This window comes from Stenotrophomonas sp. TWI809 (assembly GCF_039673205.1).
GTDB lineage: Bacteria > Pseudomonadota > Gammaproteobacteria > Xanthomonadales > Xanthomonadaceae > Stenotrophomonas.
In genome coordinates, this window is record NZ_JBDJLE010000006.1 from 57,861 (window position 1) to 76,148 (window position 18,288).

Here is an 18,288-nt window from a genome sequence, read left to right on the forward strand (position 1 = left end):
GCCCGCACAGTAGGAAGCGCTGGCACCCCGGTCAATGCGGCGGAAGTCACCCCCGGTCGTGAAAGGCCCCGACCGTCGGCCGGGGCCTACCCGCATCAGCCCAGAATCCCAGGCAGATCCAGGCCCTTGTCCTTCGCACACTCCACCGCGATGTCATACCCCGCATCGGCATGCCGCATCACGCCCGTGGCCGGGTCGTTCCACAGCACGCGCGCGATGCGCTTGGCCGCCGCTTCGGTGCCATCGCAGACGATGACCATGCCCGAATGCTGCGAGAAGCCCATACCGACGCCGCCGCCATGGTGCAGCGAGACCCAGGTGGCACCGCTGGCGGTGTTGAGCAGGGCGTTGAGCAGCGGCCAGTCGGAGACGGCATCGGAACCGTCCTGCATGGCCTCGGTTTCGCGGTTGGGCGAGGCGACGCTGCCCGAGTCCAGGTGATCACGGCCGATCACCACCGGCGCCTTCAGCTCGCCATTGGCGACCATCTCGTTGAAGGCAAGGCCCAGTCGATCACGATCGCCCAGGCCGACCCAGCAGATGCGCGCGGGCAGGCCCTGGAACTTGATCTTCTCGGCGGCCATGTCCAGCCAGCGGTGCAGGTGCGGGTTGTCCGGGATCAGTTCCTTGACCTTGGCATCGGTCTTGGCGATGTCCTCCGGATCGCCGCTCAGCGCGGCCCAGCGGAACGGGCCGATGCCGCGGCAGAACAGCGGGCGGATGTAGGCGGGGACGAAGCCGGGGAAGTCGAAGGCATCTTCCACACCTTCTTCCAGCGCCATCTGGCGCAGGTTGTTGCCGTAGTCCACGGTCGGTACGCCGAGCGAGTGGAAACCAAGCATGGCGCGGATGTGGTTGGCCATCGATTCGCGCGCGGCCGCTTCCACTTCCTTCGGTGCGGAGACGCGCTTGTCGTCCCATTCTTCCACCGTCCAGCCCTGCGGCAGGTAGCCGTTGACCGGGTCGTGCGCGGAGGTCTGGTCGGTCAGCAGGTCCGGCTTGACGCCGCGGATCAGCAGCTCGTCCAGCACGTCGGCGACATTGCCGAGCAGGCCGACCGAGAGCGGCTTCTTCGCGGTGCAGGATGCCTCGATCAGGCGCAGCGCTTCGTCGAGGTCATCGGTCCAGGTGTCGAGGTAGCCGGTGCGCAGGCGCATCTCGATGCTGCTCTTGCGGCATTCCACCGCGAGGCAGGAAGCCCCGGCCATCACCGCGGCCAGTGGCTGCGCGCCGCCCATGCCGCCCAGGCCACCGGTGAACAGCCATTTGCCGGCCAGGCTGCCGTTGTAGTGCTGGCGGCCCATTTCCACGAAGGTCTCGTAAGTGCCCTGCACGATGCCCTGGGCGCCGATGTAGATCCAGCTGCCCGCGGTCATCTGGCCGTACATCGCGAGGCCCTTCTTGTCGAGCTCGTTGAAGTGGTCCCAGTTGGCCCACCGCGGCACCAGGTTGGAGTTGGCGATCAGCACGCGCGGGGCATCCACGTGGGTGCGGAACACGCCGACCGGCTTGCCGGACTGCACCAGCAGGGTCTGGTCATCTTCGAGCCGCTGCAGGGTCTCGATGATTTTGTCGTAGCTCTCCCAGTCGCGCGCCGCGCGGCCGATGCCACCGTAGACCACCAGCTCCTGCGGGCGCTCGGCCACGTCCGGGTGCAGGTTGTTCATCAGCATGCGCAGCGGGGCTTCGGTCAGCCAGCTCTTGCAGGTCAGCGTGGTGCCGGTCGGGGCGAGGATGGTGCGGGTGGAATCGAGACGGGTCATGCAGCACTCCGGGACGTAGCGAAGTCGAGACAGGCATCGAGCACCTGCTGCAGCGTGGCGCGCAGCGGGGCGGCGTGATCGGGATCCAATGGCGTGGGCCAGCTGTGCTCATCCACGGCCTCGGGCTCGTGCAGGTAGCCGCGGCAGGCCAGCTCCATCTGCAGCGTATGCACGCCGCCGGGGATGTCGCTGTAATGGCGGGTGATGTAGCCGCCCTTGAAGCGGCCGTTGCGCACATGGCTCATGCCGCTCATCGCGCACAGGTTGTCGACCACGTCGGTCAGCGCGTTGTCGCAGGTGGTATCGCCGTTGGTGCCGAGGTTGAACTGCGGCAGCTGGCCATCGAACAGGTGCGGGATGTGCGAGCGGATCGAGTGCGCGTCATACACCACCACGGTGCCGTGCAGGGCACGCAGGCGCGCGATCTCCGCGGCGAGGGCGTCGTGGTAGGGCGCGAACCAGGTATCGCGGCGGCGCGCGATTTCCGCTTCGTCCGGGCCGTGGCCATCGCGGTACAGCGGCTGGTTGTCGAAGGTGGTCAGCGGGCACAGGCCGGTGGTGTTCTGGCCCGGGTACAGCGAGGTGCCGCTGGGGTCGCGGTTGACGTCGATGACCGAGCGCGACACCGCGGTGCGCACCGTGGTGGCGCCCATCTGCTGCGCGAAGCCGTACAGCTCATGCACCCACCAGTCGGCGTCGCGACGGGCCAGCCACGGCGACACGAACTGTGCGGCCAGTGCATCGGGCAGCTCGGTGCCGGTGTGCGGGAAGCTGACGATCAACGGCACATCGCCGCGGTGGATCTGCAGCCAATCCGGTGGGGTCGTCATGCCAGCGGCTCCAGCGGCGGCAGGATGTCGGCCAGCCCTTCAGCCAGCACGCCACTGCGCACCAGGTCGGTCGCGGCCACCATGTCCGGGTGGAAGTAACGGTCGTCTTCCAGCGTCGGCACCTGTGCGCGCAGGCGCTGGCGCACCGCTTCCAGCGCATCGCTGGAGCGCAGCGGGGCATGGAAATCGCAGCCCTGTGCAGCGGCGAGCAGCTCGATGCCGATCACATTGGCCGCGTTCTCGGCCATCGCCATCAGGCGGCGTGCACCGTGCGCGGCCATCGAGACGTGATCTTCCTGGTTGGCCGAGGTCGGGATCGAGTCGACGCTGGCCGGGTAGGCGCGCTGCTTGTTTTCCGAGACCAGCGCCGCGGCGGTGACCTGCGGAATCATGAAACCGGAATTCAAGCCGGGCTTCGGGGTGAGGAAGGCCGGCAGCCCGGACAGGGCCGGGTCGACCAGCATCGCGGTGCGGCGCTCGCTGATCGAGCCGATTTCGCACACGGCCATCGCCAGCATGTCCGCCGCGAAAGCGACCGGCTCGGCGTGGAAATTGCCGCCGCTCAGTGCCTCATTGGTATCGGTGAATACCAGCGGATTGTCGGACACGCCGTTGGCTTCGATCGCCAGCGTGGTGGCGGCCTGGCGCATCACGTCGAACGCGGCGCCCATGACCTGCGGCTGACAGCGCAGGCAGTACGGATCCTGCACGCGCACGTCGTTGTCGCGGTGCGATTCGCGGATCGCCGAGCCCTGCATCAGGGTGCGCAGCGCGGCGGCGGTGGCGATCTGCCCGCGCTGGCCACGGATGCTGTGGATGCGCGGATCGAACGGGGTGTCCGAGCCCTTGGCCGCTTCCACCGACAGCGCGCCGGTGACCAGCGCCGCGCGGAACACGGTATCGATCGCGAACAGACCGGCCAGTGCATAGGCGGTGGAGTACTGGGTGCCGTTGAGCAGCGCCAGGCCTTCCTTCGCGCCCAGTACCAGCGGGGCCAGGCCGACCTTGGCCAGCGCCTCGGCCGCCGGCAGGCGCTCGCCCGACACGAAGGCTTCGCCCACGCCGATCATCACGCTGGCCAGGTGCGAGAGCGGGGCCAGATCGCCGGAGGCACCGACCGAGCCCTGGCACGGAATCACCGGAATGAAGTCGTGCTGCAGGAAGGCTTCCAGCAGGGCCAGCGTCTGCGGGCGGATCCCCGAGGCGCCCTGGGCGAGGCTGGCCAGCTTCAACGCCATCATCAGGCGCACCACCGGTGCGGGCATCGGCTCGCCGACGCCGGCGGCATGCGAAAGCACGATATTGCGCTGCAGGGTTTCCAGGTCGTCGCGCTCGATGCGCACGCTGGCCAACTTGCCGAAGCCGGTATTGATGCCGTACACCGGTGCGCCCTTGGCGACGATGTCGGCCACGGTCTGCGCGCTGCGCAGCACGGCCGCGGCCGAGGCCGGGTCCAGCCGCACCCGCGCGCCGTCATGGATCGCGCGCCATTGCGCCAGCGTGACGGCGCCGGGGTGCAGGGTCAGGGTAGTGCTCATGAAATCTCCAGACATCACTAGATTCAGACGGGTTGGCCGCGCATCACGCGGCAGTGCAGGGGGTTGAAACCCATGCGGTAGACGAGGTCGGCAGGCGCCTCGATGTCCCACAGGGCGAGGTTGCAGTCCAGGCCGACGGCGAGCCGGCCGATCCGGTCCTGCCGGCCAAGGGCGCGCGCCGCTTCACGGGTGAAGCCGGCGATGCACTCCGCCACGGTCATGCGGAACAGGGTGGCGGCCATGTTCATCGCCAGCAGCGGGCTGGTCAGCGGCGAGGTGCCGGGGTTGGAATCGGTGGCCAGCGCCAGTGGTACGCCGGCCGCCCGCAGGTCGGCGATCGGGGGCAGGGTGGTATCGCGGGTGAAATAGAACGCGCCCGGCAGCAGCACCGCCACGGTGCCGGCGCTGCGCATCGCGGCGATGCCGTCGGCGTCGAGGTGTTCGATATGGTCGGCCGACAGTGCGCCGTGACGTGCCGCCAGGGCGGCACCGTGCTGGTTGCTGAGCTGCTCGGCATGGATCTTGATCGCCAGCCCGTGTTGCTGCGCGGCGAGGAAGACCTGCTCGGCCTGTGCGGCGCTGAAAGCGATGTTCTCGCAGAACACGTCTACCGCCTCGGCCAGCCCGGCCGCCGAAACGGCCGGAATCATGACGTTGCAGACCTCGTCGATGTACTCCTGCGCTTCGCGGCCCGGCGGGATCGCATGCGCGCCGAGGAAGGTCGGCACGATCTCGACCGCGCGCTGGCGGCCCAGTTCGCGCGCGACGGTCAGCTGCTTGGTCTCATCGGCCAGGGTCAACCCGTAACCGGATTTGATCTCGAGCGTGGTGATGCCTTCGGCCAGCATGGCGTCCAGCCGTGGCAGGCTCGCGGCGAGCAGGTCGGCCTCGCTGGCGGCGCGGGTGGCCCGCACGGTGGAGACGATGCCGCCGCCGGCGCGGGCGATGTCGGCATAGCTCACGCCCTGCAGGCGCTGCTCGAACTCGCCGGCGCGGTTGCCGGCATAAACCAGGTGGGTGTGGCAGTCGATCAGGCCGGGGCTGATCCAGCGCCCGGCGCAGTCGATACGCTGGACCGGCTGCAGGTGACCGGCAGATCCGGCCGCACCGACATGCACGATGCGCCCATCGGTCGCGGCGATGACGCCCTCCTCGATCACGCCCAGGCCCGGGCCGTCGACGGTGATCAGGTTGGCGTGGTACCAGAGGGTGTCACAGTGCATGGCAGCAACCACATCGGTGTATATGTCTATACAATATAGACGCCTCTTCCGGGATGTCCAGTGATGCCAGCCACCCCCGCACCGATCCTTCGTTTCCACGCCGCTCATGCGCTGCTGCCACATGGCTGGGCGCGCGATGTGCGCATCCTCAGCCAAGGCGGCAGGTTCATCGAGGTGACCGAAGGTGTGTCGGCCGCGCCGGGCGATACCGCGTTGGCGATCGCGGTGCCGGGCCTGGGCAACCTGCACAGCCACGCTTTCCAGCGCGGCATGGCCGGACTGACCGAGATCGGCGGCAACAGCGGCGACAGCTTCTGGAGCTGGCGTGAGCTGATGTACCGCTTCCTCGCGCATCTGCAGCCCGAGGCCATGCAGGCGATCGCCGAGCAGGCCTATGTGGAAATGCTGGAATCCGGCTTCACCCGGGTCGGCGAGTTCCATTACCTGCACCATGGCCCGGACGGCGCGGCCTATGCCAACCGTGCCGAGATGGCCGAGCGTATCGCGGCCGCTGCCCGGTCCAGCGGCATCGGCCTGACCCTGCTGCCGGTGTTCTACGCGCATGCCGATTTCGGCGGCGCCGCGCCAAATCCGGCCCAGCGCCGGCTGATCCACGATGTCGACGGGTTTGCTGCGCTGCTGCAGGGCTGCACGCGCGCGCTGCAGGACCAGGACGATGCGGTGCTCGGTTTCGCCCCGCACAGCCTGCGCGCGGTGACCGGCGAGGAATTGTCGGCGTTGCTGCCGCTCAATAGCGGGCCCGTCCACATCCACATCGCCGAACAGACCCGCGAGGTCGATGCCTGCGTCGCCTGGAGCGGCATGCGGCCGGTGCAGTGGCTGTACGAACACGCGCCGGTGGATGCGCGCTGGTGCCTGGTGCATGCCACCCACATCACCGAAGCGGAGATGCAGCAGATCGTCGCCAGCCGTGCGGTGGCCGGGCTGTGCCCGATCACCGAGGCGAACCTGGGTGACGGCCTGTTCCCGATGCAGGCCTTCGCACGTGCCGGTGGCCGGTTCGGCGTGGGCTCGGATTCCAACGTGCTGATCGACGCGGCCGAAGAACTGCGCCTGCTCGAGTACGGCCAGCGCCTGCAACTGCGCGGGCGCAATGTGCTGGCCCCGGGCGATGGTCAGTCCACCGGCCGCTGGCTGTACGAACAGTCGTTGAACGGTGCTGCGCAGGCGCTGGGCGTGACCACCGGGCTGCAGGCCGGTGCGCCGGCCGACCTGGTCGAACTCGATCCGGATCACCCGGCGCTGATCGCCCGCGACGGCGACGCCTTGCTTGACAGCTGGGTGTTCGCCGCACGTAATGGCGCCGTGCGATCGGTGTGGCGCCAAGGGCGCCAGTGGGTCCGTGATGGTCGCCACCCGCAACGCGAGGCGGTGGCCGCACGGTTCGCCGCGGCACTTCGACCGTTGTTGAGGGTCTGATCAGACCCTCCCATGCAGGAATCCAGAGTGACGGGCAAGAAAGCAGCAACCCTCAATCAGCGCATCCGTGCTGATCTGGAAAGCCGCATCCTCAGTGGACAGTGGGAGCCTGGCTTCCGCATCCCCTACGAACACGAGCTGATGGAGCAGTACGGCTGCTCGCGGATGACCGTGAACAAGGTGCTGACCGCGTTGGCCGAGAGCGGCATGATCGAGCGCCGCCGCCGTGCGGGCTCGTTCGTCGCGCGCCAGCCGCCGCACCTGGAACAGGTGGCGCTGGAGATTCCCGACATCGCGATGGCGGTGGAAGCGCGCGGGCACGTCTATGGCTACCAGCTGCTGGAGCGTGCCTACCGGCGACCGCGCGAGCAGGTTGCGGAGGAAACCACCCTGGCCGGCGGCGAGAAGCTGCTGGCGATCCGCTGCCTGCACCTGGCCGATGGCCGGCCGCTGGCGCTGGAGCACCGCCTGATCAGCCCGGTCGGCGTGCCGGAGGTGTTGGCGGTGGATTTCGAGACCACGGCGCCGGGCAGCTGGCTGCTGCAGAACGTCTCGTGGACACGCGCCCAGCACCGGATCAGTGCCTGGGGCGCGGATGAGGCGGCCGCCACGCTGCTGCAGGTCAAACCCGGCACGGCGTGCCTGGTCATCGACCGCCTTACCTGGCGCGGCGAGCAGCCGATCACCTGCGTGCGGCAGATGTTCCTGGGCGATGCCTACGATCTGGTTGCCCGTTTCTCGCCGGGCGCGCGCTGAGCCTTACAGTGTGGTGCACTGCCGCCAGCGGACCGGCTCATCCACGCCGGGGCGCGGGTTGAGCTGGATGCGCACGGTGCGCAGCGCCGGGTAGCGGGTCACTTCCTCGCAGATCAGCGGCCAGATCGTATCGATTTCGCCGGTGCGGTTGATCGCCAGCGTCTGCCGGGTCAGCCAGATGCCACTGGCCACGCCGGGGCGGCTGGCCACGTTGCGTGACAGTTCCTGCTGATAGCGGTCCAGCGTGGCGTCGTCCGGGTTCGCTTCCATTGCAGGCGGGGCGGCGTCGGCAGCGCGGCCAGCGGTCTCGGGGGCCGCGGGGGCCGGTGTCGCAGGCGTGGGCTGGGTGCCGGCCGGCGCGGGTGTTTTCGCTGCAGCCGGCGCGGCCGCCGCGGTTTCGTCGTCGGCCCACTCCGTTTCCAGCCCGGCGGTCAGCGAGCCCAGCCCGACCATCAGGCCCAGCGTCGCCGCGCCCAGTGCCGCGATCGAGATGCGGCGGAGGGCTTCGCCACGGGCACCGGCCTCGACACGGGCCTCCATGTCGCCCGGCAGGTAGGGCTTCAGCAACGGCCACAGCAGCGGGCCGTCGAGGACCTCGACGCTCTGTTTTTCAGCGGCGATGCGTCCATCGCGCTCGACCTTGCCCTCGGTGATCAGGATGCCGCCACGCGCACCGGCCAGGCGCGCGGCGGCGCCCAGTTCGTTCACCGCCGCCGTGCCGATCCGGTAGGCGCGCCCGTGCTTGCAGGAGAGCAGCCAGCGCTGCGGCCCGTCGTGCATCAGGAAATCGCTGCGGGGTTCGCGGCTGTCCACGGCCTCGTCCGGCACGTCCTGCAGCCCGCGCTGCTCGTGCATCGCGCGCCGCACGATCAGGGAAAACTCGCGCCAGTGCATGCCGGCCAAGGCATTCAGGCCGAGCTGGGTCTCCTTGCGCTTCCGTTTGATCAGCCAGAAGTAGGCCGTGGCCAGGAACCAGGCGATGAGGGCCAACAGCAGGGCCAGAATCCAGGAGAGCATGCAGGGGGATATGAACAGGGAAGTGCGATAGACAGTTTATATGCGCCTTTGCACGTCAGCGGCGCGTCGTTTTCGAGCCGGTTCGCATCCGGCGGTCACGTCGGTGACGGCCGTCTCACTTTGCGGGGCCTTGCGGTAGCAGCGCCCACAAAAAACCCGCCAATCCAGAGCCGTGAGGGGAGGGAACAAACGGCGGTGGAAGCGATTGGCGGGTCGATTTCGATTGTCAACAAAGTCGTGCTGCTTTGCAACAAACGTGGTCGGATCAGTTCAGTCAGGCATCGGAGGTCGGCGACTGGTGCGTACCCGGCGATGGATCGGCCGACGGCGAGGCGTTGCGGGCCTCGGCACGGTTGACCCGGGTGTTGAGCGCATCGATCCGGGCATTGAGCGCGGCGACATCCTCGGCGGTCGGGATGTGCAGACGCTTCAGCACGCCCTGGACCCGGTCATCGAAGGCCTTCTCGACCTTGTCCCAGGTGCCGCTGGCCTTTTCACGGGCCTCGCCGAGGTGTTCCTCGACATTGTCGCGCCAGCGCGGTGTATCGCCGGTCTGCTCGCGGTTGCGGGCCTCGATGTTCTCGCCTTCCTTGACCAGGTTGTCGAAGACACGGCTGCCTTCGGCCTGCGCACGCCCGAAGGCGCCCAGACCCGCCAGCCATATCTGCTGGGCCGAATCGGTCAGCTTGCGCGAGAAGCGCTCGGCCTGATCCTGCAGCGAGGGCTTCTCGCCGGGGATGCGATCGTCGAAGTCGTTGGGTGAATGCATGGGGCGATCCCTTGGGTGGACACCCTTGGATCGTATGCATCGCCGGCTTCAAGCGGTGTGATGGCCGGCGCCTGTGCAGCGCCGGGCCGGGCGTCGGTTCAGCCGAGCTTTTCCTGCAACACGCGCTGGATCTCGCTTTCCACCATGCCCTTCATGGCCGAGAGCAGGAAGCCGAGCTTGGCGGTGACCTGCACCTGGCCGGGCTGCAGCGCGATCGCGCCGTCCACGCCGGAGCCGCTGAAATTCAACACGTCGCCCACCCAGTTGGACTGCAGACCGAAACGCTCGGACAGTTTGGCGGCGACTTCTTCGATGGCTTTGCGCGCATTTTCGGCGGGCAGGGAGTGGGCGTGACGGATATCGATGGTGGACATACAGCCTCCTGGCGGACAACGGCGCGGATTTGGGCGTGCATTGTGCGCATCCTCAGGCACAACTCCAAGGTCTGCGTCACACTTCTTCTTCCCTGACATTCAACCTGCTAGGCTGCGCCGCGTGCAGAACCTGCTAGTTCACTTTACTCAACGCCAACATCCCGACCAGCCCCTGCGGCCCGGGGTGCAGCGCATCGTGCGTCATGCATCGGGCACCGTCCGGCTTTGCGATGACGCCCCCGGCACCTTGCTGCTGGCCCAGTTCTGCCTGGATGACCGCGGCCTGTGGCTGCAGGTCGCCAACGGCATCCGCGGCATCCACGTCAACGGCCGCCCGGTGCGCCGGATGGCGCTGCTGCGTGCCGGCGACGCCGTCTACGCCGACGGCGTGGAGATGGTGGTGCAGGGCGATTGCGAAGCTGTCGCGCACGCGCCGCCACGCAGCGATGATGGCAGCGACGACCAGCGCCTGTTGCGCGGGGTCGGCGGCCAGCACCACGGGCGCAGCTTCACCCTGGATCGTCCGCGCGTGATCGGGCGGGGGCCGGAGGCGGACATCGTCATCGACGACCCTGCCTTCGCCGAACAGCACGCCCGCCTGGAGCAGCATGGGGAGCGCCTGCTGCTGCGCGACCTGGGCGCCGGCGAGTCCACGCGGGTCAATGGCGTCACCGTTCGCCATTGCTGGCTGCAGCCGGGCGATCAGCTGGTCTTCGATGCCCAGCACCGCTTCGTGCTCGAAGTCCCACACGACGGCCGCAAGCGCATCGTGATCGACGAAGAGGACGACGGCTTCGAGGCACGCCAGCGCCCGGAACCGGTGGCTGCGCCCAAACGGGTGAGCCGCTGGCCGTGGCTGTTGGCCAGTGCGTTGCTGCTGGCCGCAGCGCTCAGCGGCCTGCTCTGGTTCGGGGCGCGGTAAACGTCATCGCATCCGCGCTGACGCCCCGTGATTTGCTACGCAAACCACGGGCCCCCGCGTGACATTGCTTCCAGACCCCGCCGCGTCGCGGCGCCCCCTGACTCAGGGGGCTCGCCTCCAGACATATGGCGGTGGCTCTGGCAGACAGCCGGACCCTGGATAGATTCGTTTGCAACCAAATTCGCCTTGTCCTGCAAGGCCTAAAGGCTGGTGCGCTGCGGCATACTAGGGGTCTTGCCCCATAGGTGTGACATGACGCGCGCGTTCAATTTCAGTGCCGGCCCTGCAACGTTGCCGGAATCGGTCCTGCGCCAGGCGCAGGAAGAGATGTTGGAGTGGAACGGCGCGGGCGCCTCCATTGTCGAAATGAGCCACCGCGGCCCGGAGTTCATGGCCGTCGCCGCCCAGGCCGAGGCCGATCTGCGTCGCCTGATCGGCATCCCGGACGACTACGCGGTGCTGTTCCTGGCCGGTGGCGCGACCACCCAGCAGGCCCTGCTCGCACTCAACTTCGCCCAGCCCGGCCAGACCGTGGATTACGTGCTCACCGGGCACTGGGGCAAGACCGCGATCAAGCAGGTCAGCCCTTACGTCACGGTCAACGTCGCCGCGAGCAGCGAAGCCAATGGCTTCCACGACATCCCGGCGCGCGCCGGTTGGCAGCTCTCCGATGACGCGGCCTACGTGCACATCACCGCCAACGAAACCATCCACGGCGTCGAGTTCCGTGACACGCCGGACGTGGGTGACGTGCCGCTGTTCGCCGATTTCAGCTCCTCGATCGCCAGCGAGCCGCTGGATGTCAGCCAGTACGGCCTGATCTATGCCGGCGCGCAGAAGAACCTCGGCCCGGTCGGCGTCTCGGTGGTGATCGTGCGCCGCGACCTGCTCGAGCGCAGCGGCCAGCCGCGTGCGGACATCTTCGATTACCGCTCGCACGTCGCGCGCGATTCCATGCTCAACACCCCGCCGACCTGGAACTGGTACCTGGCCGGGCTGGTGTTCCAGTGGATGCTGGCCGAAGGCGGCGTGGAAGAATTCGCCCGCCGCAACGCGGTCAAGTCGGGCCTGATCTACGGGGCGATCGACCAGTCCGGCGGCTTCTACCGCAATGAAGTCGTCCCGGCCGCACGCTCGCGCATGAACATCCCGTTCTTCCTGCCGGATGACACGCTCAACGCGCGTTTCGTCAGTGAATCCAAAGCGTCCGGCCTGCTGGCGCTGAAGGGCCACAAGGCGGTCGGCGGCATCCGCGCCTCGCTGTACAACGCCATGCCGGTGGAGGGCGCGCAGGCGCTGGCCGCCTTCATGCGCGATTTCCAGCAGCGCAACGGCTGACGCATTCGTTTTTCCCGGGGCGCTCGCCGCCCCACCGCAATTGGAACCCAGATGGCCACCAAACCCGCCAAGCCCAAGGCTGCCAAGCCAGCGCCGACCCCGCCCAAGGCGGCTGCCCCCGCGAAGAAGGCCAAGGCCGCCAAGCGCGATGCCGCGCCGGCCGTTGCCGCGCCCGTGCTGTCGGACGTGCGCGCCAAGATCGACCATATCGACCGCAGCATCCAGGCGCTGATCGCCGAGCGCGCCAACTTCGCCCACCAGGTCGGCAAGGCCAAGGGCAAGCTCGCTGCCGCCGTGGATTACTACCGCCCCGAGCGCGAAGCGCAGGTGCTGCGCATGGTGGTGGACCGCAATGAGGGCCCGCTCAGCGATGAAGTGCTGGTCCACGTCTACCGCGAAATCATGTCGGCCTGCCTGGCCCAGCAGGAGCCGCTGAAGATCGGCTACCTCGGTCCGGAAGGCACCTTCAGCCAGCAAGCCGTGCTCAAGCACTTCGGGCGCTCGGCGCTGGGTCTGCCGCTGGCCAGCATCGAGGAAGTCTTCCAGGAAGTGGAAGCGGGCAACGCCGATTTCGGCGTGGTGCCGGTGGAGAACTCGGGGCAGGGCACCATCCAGATCACCCTGGACATGTTCCTGACCTCCAACCTGAAGATCTGTGGCGAAGTGGAGCTGCGCGTGCAGCAGTACCTGATGTCGCGCAGTGGTCGGCTGGAGGATGTCGAGCGCGTGTATGGCCACCCGCAGTCGTTCATGCAGACCTCCTCGTGGCTGCGCGCCAACCTGCCCAAGGCCGAGAAGATTCCGGTCTCCAGCAACGCCGAAGGCGCGCGCCGCGCCCGCAATGCCGATGACGCCGCGGCGATCGGCGGCGAGAGTGCCGGGCATGTGTACGGCCTGAAGAAGGTGGTGACCAAGCCGATCCAGAACGATGCGGACAACACCACGCGCTTCCTGGTCATCGGCCGCAACATCTTCCCCACCTCCGGCCACGACCGCACCTCGGTGCTGGTGTTCATCCACGACAAGCCCGGTGCACTGTTCGACGTGCTCAGCCCGTTCGCGCGGCATGGCATCAGCATGAACCGGATCGAGTCGCGCCCCTCGCACAATGCCAAGTGGGAGTACGGCTTCTTCATCGATCTGGCCGGCCATGTCGAGGACGAGGCGATGCAGGCGGCCCTGGCCGAACTGAAAGCCCACTCGGCGCAGATCAAGATCCTCGGCTCCTATCCGGTCGCCGTGCCCTGATCCGAACGGCGCAGCCGCCTCGCGCGCTGCGCCCGGCCCGGCGCCCGTGTGGGCGCTGTGGCCCCTCCCGTACACCGTTGCATCGCCGCTGCGGCGGCCCGCCCCCTAGGATTTCCGATGACCGCATCTCCGTACTGGATCGCCCACAAGGGCCAGCCCCTGCAGGGCAGCCTGACCATTCCCGGTGACAAGTCCGTCTCGCACCGCTCGGTGATGTTTGCCGCGCTGGCCGATGGCGTGTCGCGCATCGATGGCTTCCTGGAGGGCGAAGACACCCGCGCCACCGCCGCGATCTTTTCGCAGATGGGCGTGCGCATCGACACCCCGTCGCCCTCGCAGCGCATCGTGCACGGCGTCGGCGTGGATGGCCTGAAGGCACCGGGCGCCCCGCTGGATTGCGGCAATGCCGGCACCGGCATGCGTCTGCTGGCCGGGCTGCTGGCTGCACAGCCGTTTGACTCGGTGATGGTCGGCGACGAATCGCTGTCGCGCCGCCCGATGCGCCGCGTGACCGGTCCGCTGGCCGAGATGGGTGCGAAGATCGATACCGAGGCCGATGGCACCCCGCCACTGCGGGTGCATGGTGGCCAAACGCTGCACGGCATTGCATTCGCCTCGCCGGTGGCCAGCGCGCAGGTCAAATCCGCCGTGCTGCTGGCCGGTCTGTATGCCGATGGCGAAACGTCTGTCACCGAGCCGCACCCGACCCGCGATTACAGCGAACGCATGCTGCGTGCATTCGGTGTGGATATCGAGTTTTCGCCGGGCAAGGCACGCCTGCGTGGCGGCCAGCGGCTGCGCCCGACCGATATCGTGGTGCCGGCCGATTTCTCCTCGGCGGCGTTCTTCCTGGTGGCGGCGAGCGTGATCCCAGGCTCCGAGCTGCGCCTGCGTGCGGTGGGCCTCAACCCGCGCCGTACCGGGCTGCTCGCGGCGCTGCGCCTGATGGGCGCGGACATCACCGAAGAAAACCATGCCGAGCAGGGTGGGGAAGCGGTGGCTGATCTGGTGGTGCGGCATGCGCCGCTGCACGGCGCCGAGATTCCCGAAGCGCTGGTGCCGGACATGATCGACGAGTTCCCGGCCTTGTTCGTCGCGGCGGCGGCGGCACAGGGCAACACCGTGGTGCGCGGTGCGGCCGAATTGCGGGTCAAGGAATCGGATCGTCTGGCCGCAATGGCGACGGGCCTGCGCACGCTGGGCGTGCAGGTCGATGAAACCGATGATGGCGCCACGATCCACGGTGGCGCCGTGCTTGGCAGCGGCACCATCGAGAGCCACGGCGACCACCGCATCGCGATGGCCTTCGCGATTGCCGGCCAGCTCAGCAGCGGCGAAGTGCGGGTCAATGACATCGCCAACGTGGCGACGTCCTTCCCGGATTTCGATGGCCTGGCGACCGGTGCAGGTTTCGGGCTTCGCGCCGGCTGAGGTAGCGACGGGTTCTGCCGGGCTGCTGCTTCCAGATGTCAGGTATGCGTGGTTGCCGGGCAGCGCCCGGCACTACCTTGACCTCGCGCGGACGCGGTGCTTCGCACAACAAAAAAGGGAGGCCATTGGCCTCCTTTTCGTTTCCGCCGCAGTGCATCCGCTTAGCGCTCCGTACGGAAGTCCACCGGAACGCGCACCACGCTCGCCACTGCGCGGCCGTTATTCATCGCCGGCTCGAACTTCCAGTCGCGCACGGTGGTCAGCACCGCACGATCCAGATCGCGATCACGCGTACCGCTGCGCTGCACGATGTTGGCGTCGGTCACCTGGCCACGGGTATCCACGTTGAGGCTGGCCACCACGCTGCCCTGCACGCCGCTGCGCAGCGCCGTACGCGGGTAGACCGGCTTGGCATTGCTCGCCAGCGGGCGGGCCTCACGGTTGCGTACGGCCGGCGTCGCCTTGCGCTGCTCGGCGGCCGGTGCGGCCTGGCGCGCAGCGGGTGCCGGCGTGGTCGCCACCGGTGCGGTCTCGGTAGCGGGCAACATGCGCTGGCCCACCGGCGCCTCGTTGGTATCGCCCGGGGTGGCATAACGCAGCCACACCAGCGCAGCGGCGAACATCGCGACGATCAACGCCACCCACAACCAGGGTGACGTACGGCGATGGGCGGGCTCATCGATCACGTCGCGCTGATGATGCGGCGAGCGGGGCATGTCCGGGGCATGGGTAACACTCATGGCTGACTCCTGGTGTCGATGTGACACCCGCAGTCTTGCCCGGACACGGTTGCGGATGTGTCAGCGCACCGTCAACGCGACGACTGCATTCCCATCGAGGTTCAGTTTGCTGAGCCGTTGCACAATCGCCGCACGTGGCGGCGATGAATCACCGCGGCGTGAAGTCGAACGGCACTTCCAGGCTGCCAGGCACTGGCACACCGTTGTTCTGCGCCGGCTGGAAACGCCAGCGACGCACCGCATCGGACGCTGCGCGGTCAAGATCGCGTGAACCGCTGCGCTGGATCAACGTCACGGCCGATGGATAGCCGGTGGCATCCACATCCACGCGCACCACCACCGTTCCACTGTCACCGCGACGCAAGGCGGCCGGCGGGTAACTCGGCGGCGGCGACTGGTCAGCAATCGGCTGCGGGCGGTCGCTCGGCGCCATGGCCGTGGGCGCGGCGGGTGCGGCGGGCGCAGCCGGGGCGGCCGGCGGTGGCGGCGGGGCCGTCTCCACCAGCTGCGGCTTTTCCTCGTTGACCGGCGGGGCCTTGGCGTCGGGCATGTCGCTGGAGCCGGCGGCAGCGGCCAACGGCTCGGGCAGCGGCACCACCTCGGCCACCTGGGCGGGGGTCTGCGCGGCCGGGTCGGCTTTGTAGAAGTCGTTGTTGCGGCTGCTCAGCCATACCACCAGGAACAACAGCAGGCCCACGCCGAAGGCGATCGCGGCGATCACGAGGCTGCGGCGGGGCAGGTGGAAGGTGATGTTCTTGCCAGAAGTCGAGCGGGGAGCAGACATGGGGCATACCGTATGGATCACCGCGATTCTGCCACGCCCGGGATGAACCGGCGGCAGAAAAACGCATAACAGGCGATAATCCCCCTCCGAATCCGTAGACCCCTCTGCCGCCATGCTCGATCCAGCCCTGCTCCGCCAACAGCCCGCCGACCTTGCCGAACGCCTGCGCACCTCGCGCGGTTTCGAGCTGGATGTCTCCGGGCTGGAGTCGCTGGAAGCCGATCGCAAGCGCATCCAGGTGCGCACGCAGGAGCTGCAGAGCCTGCGCAACAGCCGTTCCAAGGCCATCGGCCAGGCCAAGGCCAAGGGCGAAGACGTCTCGGCGATCATGGCCGAGGTGGCCGCGTTCGCCGATGAGCTGAAGGCCTCGGAAGTGGCCCTGGATGCGCTGCGCGAGAAAATCGAAGCGATCGCGCTGGGCATTCCGAACCTGCCCGCCGAGGATGTGCCGGCCGGCAAGGATGAATCCGAGAATGTCGAACAGAAGCGCTGGGGCACCCCGCGCGCGTTCGATTTCCCGGTGCTGGATCACGTCGAGCTCGGCGCCCGCAACCGCTGGCTGGATGGCGAGACCGCGGCCAAGCTGTCCGGATCGCGCTTCACCGTGCTGCGTGGCCCGATCGCGCGCCTGCACCGCGCGCTGGCGCAGTTCATGCTCGATCTGCACACCGGCGAGCACGGCTATGAAGAAACCAACGTGCCCGCCCTGGTCAATGCCGAGTCGCTGCGCGGTACCAGCCAGCTGCCGAAGTTCGAGGACGATCTGTTCAAGACGGCCGTGGGCGAATCCACGCGCTACCTGATCCCGACCTCGGAAGTGCCGCTGACCAACATCGTGCGCGATGAGATCATCGACGCTGAGCAGCTGCCGCTGCGCATGACCGCCCATTCGCTGTGCTTCCGTGCCGAAGCCGGCAGCGGTGGCCGCGACGTGCGCGGCATGATCCGCCAGCACCAGTTCGAGAAGGTGGAGCTGGTCGCCGCGTGCACCCCGGCGCAGAGCGATGAAGAGCACCAGCGCATGACGCGCTGTGCGGAAGTCGTGCTGGAAAAGCTCGGCCTGCCGTACCGCAAGGTGCTGCTGTGCACCGGCGACATGGGCTTCTCGGCCATCAAGACCTATGACCTGGAAGTGTGGCTGCCCTCGCAGGACACCTACCGCGAGATTTCCTCGTGCTCCAACTGCGGTGATTTCCAGGCCCGTCGCATGCAGGCCCGCTGGCGCAACCCGGAGACCAGCAAGCCCGAGCTGCTGCACACGCTCAACGGTTCGGGCGTGGCGGTTGGCCGCGCGATGATCGCGGTGATGGAGAACTATCAGAACGCCGACGGCAGCATTACCGTGCCGGACGTGCTCAAGCCCTACATGGGCGGCGTGGACGTCATCGGCTGATCCAGCGCCGTGACGCATGAAGAAACCCGCCGAACGGCGGGTTTTTTGTTGGCGCCCGGTAGAGCCACCCCATGGGTGGCTGCCGTTCCGGTCATGCATCACCTGCAGCCACCCATGGGGTGGCTCTACCCGTCCGTCATCGGCGCCAACACGCCCAGCGGCACCCAGCCGGACGTGGTGCCGCCAACCAGCTCGCACCACACCCAGCTGTTGAGCACGCGCTCACCGCGCACGTGCTGGCCCACGTCCACATCCAGTTCGCGCGCACAGTAAGCCTCGGCCGCCATCGCATCGCCCTGCGCGTTCCTGCCGATCACCTGCGCCGGTACCCAGCCTGCAGCCTGGCCCGGTGTCTCGCACAGATACCAGTTGTCCCAGCCTTCGGGCCCCTGGTAGCGCTCGCCGACCTGCAGCGGATCGCCGGGCTGCAGGGTGATCGGGTGGGGGAACTCACTGCGGTGGGTCTGGACGACGCGGTAATCCATGCGGAATCAGCTGTGTGCAAAGGGCCCCCAGCTTAGCGGCCATTCCCGCGACGCTGCAGCGTTGATTGCGTCATCGGTGCGGCTTCCAGAAAGGAAGAGAGGCAGATCAGAAAGCGCCTTGATGAAATGTAGGAGAAGTTGACGGCCAAGTGGGCGGCACGCGGCGTGGAGGGCCGCAGAGACGGCAGGCACGGGGCTTCGCGGATTGAGCATCCGGTGGCGGCCCGCACGGCCCGC

General features: G+C 68.0%; 17 protein-coding genes. 7 read left to right on the forward strand and 10 right to left on the reverse strand.

All coding sequences use genetic code 11. The annotated features are described in order from the left end of the window. Positions 1–95: 95 nt before the first annotated feature. The 4 genes from hutU to hutI are packed head-to-tail and all read right to left on the reverse strand — an operon-like array spanning position 96 to position 5,354. A complete protein-coding gene (gene hutU, locus ABE472_RS06685; protein WP_346465926.1) occupies positions 96–1,763 on the reverse strand; it encodes a urocanate hydratase in 1,668 nt (555 codons plus the stop codon). Beyond that, positions 1,760–2,593 (reverse strand): N-formylglutamate deformylase, encoded by an 834-nt coding sequence (hutG, locus tag ABE472_RS06690; RefSeq protein WP_313218760.1) that lies wholly within the window; start codon positions 2,591–2,593, stop codon positions 1,760–1,762. The genes hutU and hutG overlap by 4 nt, the downstream gene beginning before the upstream one ends. Continuing rightward, positions 2,590–4,131, reverse strand: coding sequence for a histidine ammonia-lyase (hutH, locus tag ABE472_RS06695; protein ID WP_346465927.1), 1,542 nt, complete (start codon positions 4,129–4,131; stop codon positions 2,590–2,592). Before hutH ends, hutG begins: the two co-directional genes overlap by 4 nt. Positions 4,132–4,154: 23 nt before the next feature. Continuing rightward, positions 4,155–5,354 (reverse strand): imidazolonepropionase, encoded by a 1,200-nt coding sequence (gene hutI / locus ABE472_RS06700; protein WP_346465928.1) that lies wholly within the window; start codon positions 5,352–5,354, stop codon positions 4,155–4,157. A gap of 63 nt (positions 5,355–5,417) precedes the next feature. Here hutI and ABE472_RS06705 point away from each other — a divergent pair, with 63 nt between their 5' ends. Both ABE472_RS06705 and hutC read left to right on the forward strand, forming a co-directional pair. Then, entirely contained in the window at positions 5,418–6,794 is a 1,377-nt protein-coding gene (locus ABE472_RS06705) for a formimidoylglutamate deiminase (RefSeq protein WP_346465929.1), read from the forward strand. A gap of 27 nt (positions 6,795–6,821) precedes the next feature. Then, positions 6,822–7,550 (forward strand): histidine utilization repressor, encoded by a 729-nt coding sequence (gene hutC, locus ABE472_RS06710; RefSeq protein ID WP_313210751.1) that lies wholly within the window; start codon positions 6,822–6,824, stop codon positions 7,548–7,550. A 3-nt stretch (positions 7,551–7,553) separates the two neighbouring features. Here the strand turns inward: hutC and ABE472_RS06715 are convergent, their stop codons facing one another. From ABE472_RS06715 to ABE472_RS06725, 3 genes are all read right to left on the reverse strand, one after another. After that, positions 7,554–8,567, reverse strand: coding sequence for a restriction endonuclease (locus ABE472_RS06715; RefSeq protein ID WP_346462651.1), 1,014 nt, complete (start codon positions 8,565–8,567; stop codon positions 7,554–7,556). Positions 8,568–8,841: 274 nt separating this feature from the next. Further along, a complete protein-coding gene (locus ABE472_RS06720) occupies positions 8,842–9,336 on the reverse strand; it encodes a phasin family protein (RefSeq protein ID WP_313210755.1) in 495 nt (164 codons plus the stop codon). Positions 9,337–9,434: 98 nt separating this feature from the next. Then, positions 9,435–9,710 carry a polyhydroxyalkanoic acid system family protein gene (locus ABE472_RS06725; protein ID WP_313210757.1) on the reverse strand — a complete coding sequence of 92 codons (276 nt, stop codon included), beginning with the start codon at positions 9,708–9,710 and terminating at the stop codon, positions 9,435–9,437. A 121-nt stretch (positions 9,711–9,831) separates the two neighbouring features. On the opposite strand from ABE472_RS06725, the gene ABE472_RS06730 reads away from it, so the two are divergent. The 4 genes from ABE472_RS06730 (at position 9,832) to aroA (ending at position 14,649) form a co-directional block, all read left to right on the forward strand. Then, positions 9,832–10,632: an FHA domain-containing protein gene (locus ABE472_RS06730; protein WP_346462650.1), complete on the forward strand. Its 801-nt coding sequence runs from the start codon at positions 9,832–9,834 to the stop codon at positions 10,630–10,632. A gap of 252 nt (positions 10,633–10,884) precedes the next feature. Further along, positions 10,885–11,970 carry a 3-phosphoserine/phosphohydroxythreonine transaminase gene (serC, locus tag ABE472_RS06735; protein ID WP_346465930.1) on the forward strand — a complete coding sequence of 362 codons (1,086 nt, stop codon included), beginning with the start codon at positions 10,885–10,887 and terminating at the stop codon, positions 11,968–11,970. Between the two features lie 51 nt (positions 11,971–12,021). Further along, a complete protein-coding gene (gene pheA, locus ABE472_RS06740; RefSeq protein WP_346462648.1) occupies positions 12,022–13,218 on the forward strand; it encodes a prephenate dehydratase in 1,197 nt (398 codons plus the stop codon). A 117-nt stretch (positions 13,219–13,335) separates the two neighbouring features. Beyond that, entirely contained in the window at positions 13,336–14,649 is a 1,314-nt protein-coding gene (gene aroA / locus ABE472_RS06745; RefSeq protein ID WP_313212490.1) for a 3-phosphoshikimate 1-carboxyvinyltransferase, read from the forward strand. Between the two features lie 161 nt (positions 14,650–14,810). On the opposite strand, the gene ABE472_RS06750 is transcribed toward aroA, so the two are convergent. After that, on the reverse strand, positions 14,811–15,365 hold the full coding sequence (locus tag ABE472_RS06750) for an energy transducer TonB (protein ID WP_346462703.1): 555 nt from the start codon (positions 15,363–15,365) through the stop codon (positions 14,811–14,813). 172 nt (positions 15,366–15,537) lie between these two features. Continuing rightward, positions 15,538–16,173, reverse strand: a complete 636-nt coding sequence (locus ABE472_RS06755) for an energy transducer TonB (RefSeq protein ID WP_313212492.1) — start codon at positions 16,171–16,173, stop codon at positions 15,538–15,540. 112 nt (positions 16,174–16,285) lie between these two features. Here ABE472_RS06755 and serS point away from each other — a divergent pair, with 112 nt between their 5' ends. Then, positions 16,286–17,566 (forward strand): serine--tRNA ligase, encoded by a 1,281-nt coding sequence (serS, locus tag ABE472_RS06760; protein ID WP_346462647.1) that lies wholly within the window; start codon positions 16,286–16,288, stop codon positions 17,564–17,566. 125 nt (positions 17,567–17,691) lie between these two features. On the opposite strand, the gene ABE472_RS06765 is transcribed toward serS, so the two are convergent. Then, the gene (locus ABE472_RS06765; protein WP_346462646.1) at positions 17,692–18,051 is read right to left on the reverse strand and encodes an SH3 domain-containing protein; all 360 of its coding nucleotides are present in this window, start codon (positions 18,049–18,051) and stop codon (positions 17,692–17,694) included. Positions 18,052–18,288 lie beyond the last annotated feature (237 nt).

Excerpts from the sequence above, each read along its gene's own strand:
- hutU (WP_346465926.1), bottom strand. The coding sequence starts at position 1,763 with ATGACCCGTCTCGATTCCACCCGCACCATCCTCGCCCCGACCGGCACC.
- hutG (WP_313218760.1), bottom strand. The coding sequence starts at position 2,593 with ATGACGACCCCACCGGATTGGCTGCAGATCCACCGCGGCGATGTGCCG.
- hutH (WP_346465927.1), bottom strand. The coding sequence starts at position 4,131 with ATGAGCACTACCCTGACCCTGCACCCCGGCGCCGTCACGCTGGCGCAA.
- hutI (WP_346465928.1), bottom strand. The coding sequence starts at position 5,354 with ATGCACTGTGACACCCTCTGGTACCACGCCAACCTGATCACCGTCGAC.
- ABE472_RS06705 (WP_346465929.1), top strand. The coding sequence starts at position 5,418 with ATGCCAGCCACCCCCGCACCGATCCTTCGTTTCCACGCCGCTCATGCG.
- ABE472_RS06715 (WP_346462651.1), bottom strand. The coding sequence starts at position 8,567 with ATGCTCTCCTGGATTCTGGCCCTGCTGTTGGCCCTCATCGCCTGGTTC.
- ABE472_RS06720 (WP_313210755.1), bottom strand. The coding sequence starts at position 9,336 with ATGCATTCACCCAACGACTTCGACGATCGCATCCCCGGCGAGAAGCCC.
- ABE472_RS06725 (WP_313210757.1), bottom strand. The coding sequence starts at position 9,710 with ATGTCCACCATCGATATCCGTCACGCCCACTCCCTGCCCGCCGAAAAT.
- serC (WP_346465930.1), top strand. The coding sequence starts at position 10,885 with ATGACGCGCGCGTTCAATTTCAGTGCCGGCCCTGCAACGTTGCCGGAA.
- pheA (WP_346462648.1), top strand. The coding sequence starts at position 12,022 with ATGGCCACCAAACCCGCCAAGCCCAAGGCTGCCAAGCCAGCGCCGACC.
- aroA (WP_313212490.1), top strand. The coding sequence starts at position 13,336 with ATGACCGCATCTCCGTACTGGATCGCCCACAAGGGCCAGCCCCTGCAG.
- ABE472_RS06750 (WP_346462703.1), bottom strand. The coding sequence starts at position 15,365 with ATGCCCCGCTCGCCGCATCATCAGCGCGACGTGATCGATGAGCCCGCC.
- ABE472_RS06755 (WP_313212492.1), bottom strand. The coding sequence starts at position 16,173 with ATGTCTGCTCCCCGCTCGACTTCTGGCAAGAACATCACCTTCCACCTG.
- serS (WP_346462647.1), top strand. The coding sequence starts at position 16,286 with ATGCTCGATCCAGCCCTGCTCCGCCAACAGCCCGCCGACCTTGCCGAA.
- ABE472_RS06765 (WP_346462646.1), bottom strand. The coding sequence starts at position 18,051 with ATGGATTACCGCGTCGTCCAGACCCACCGCAGTGAGTTCCCCCACCCG.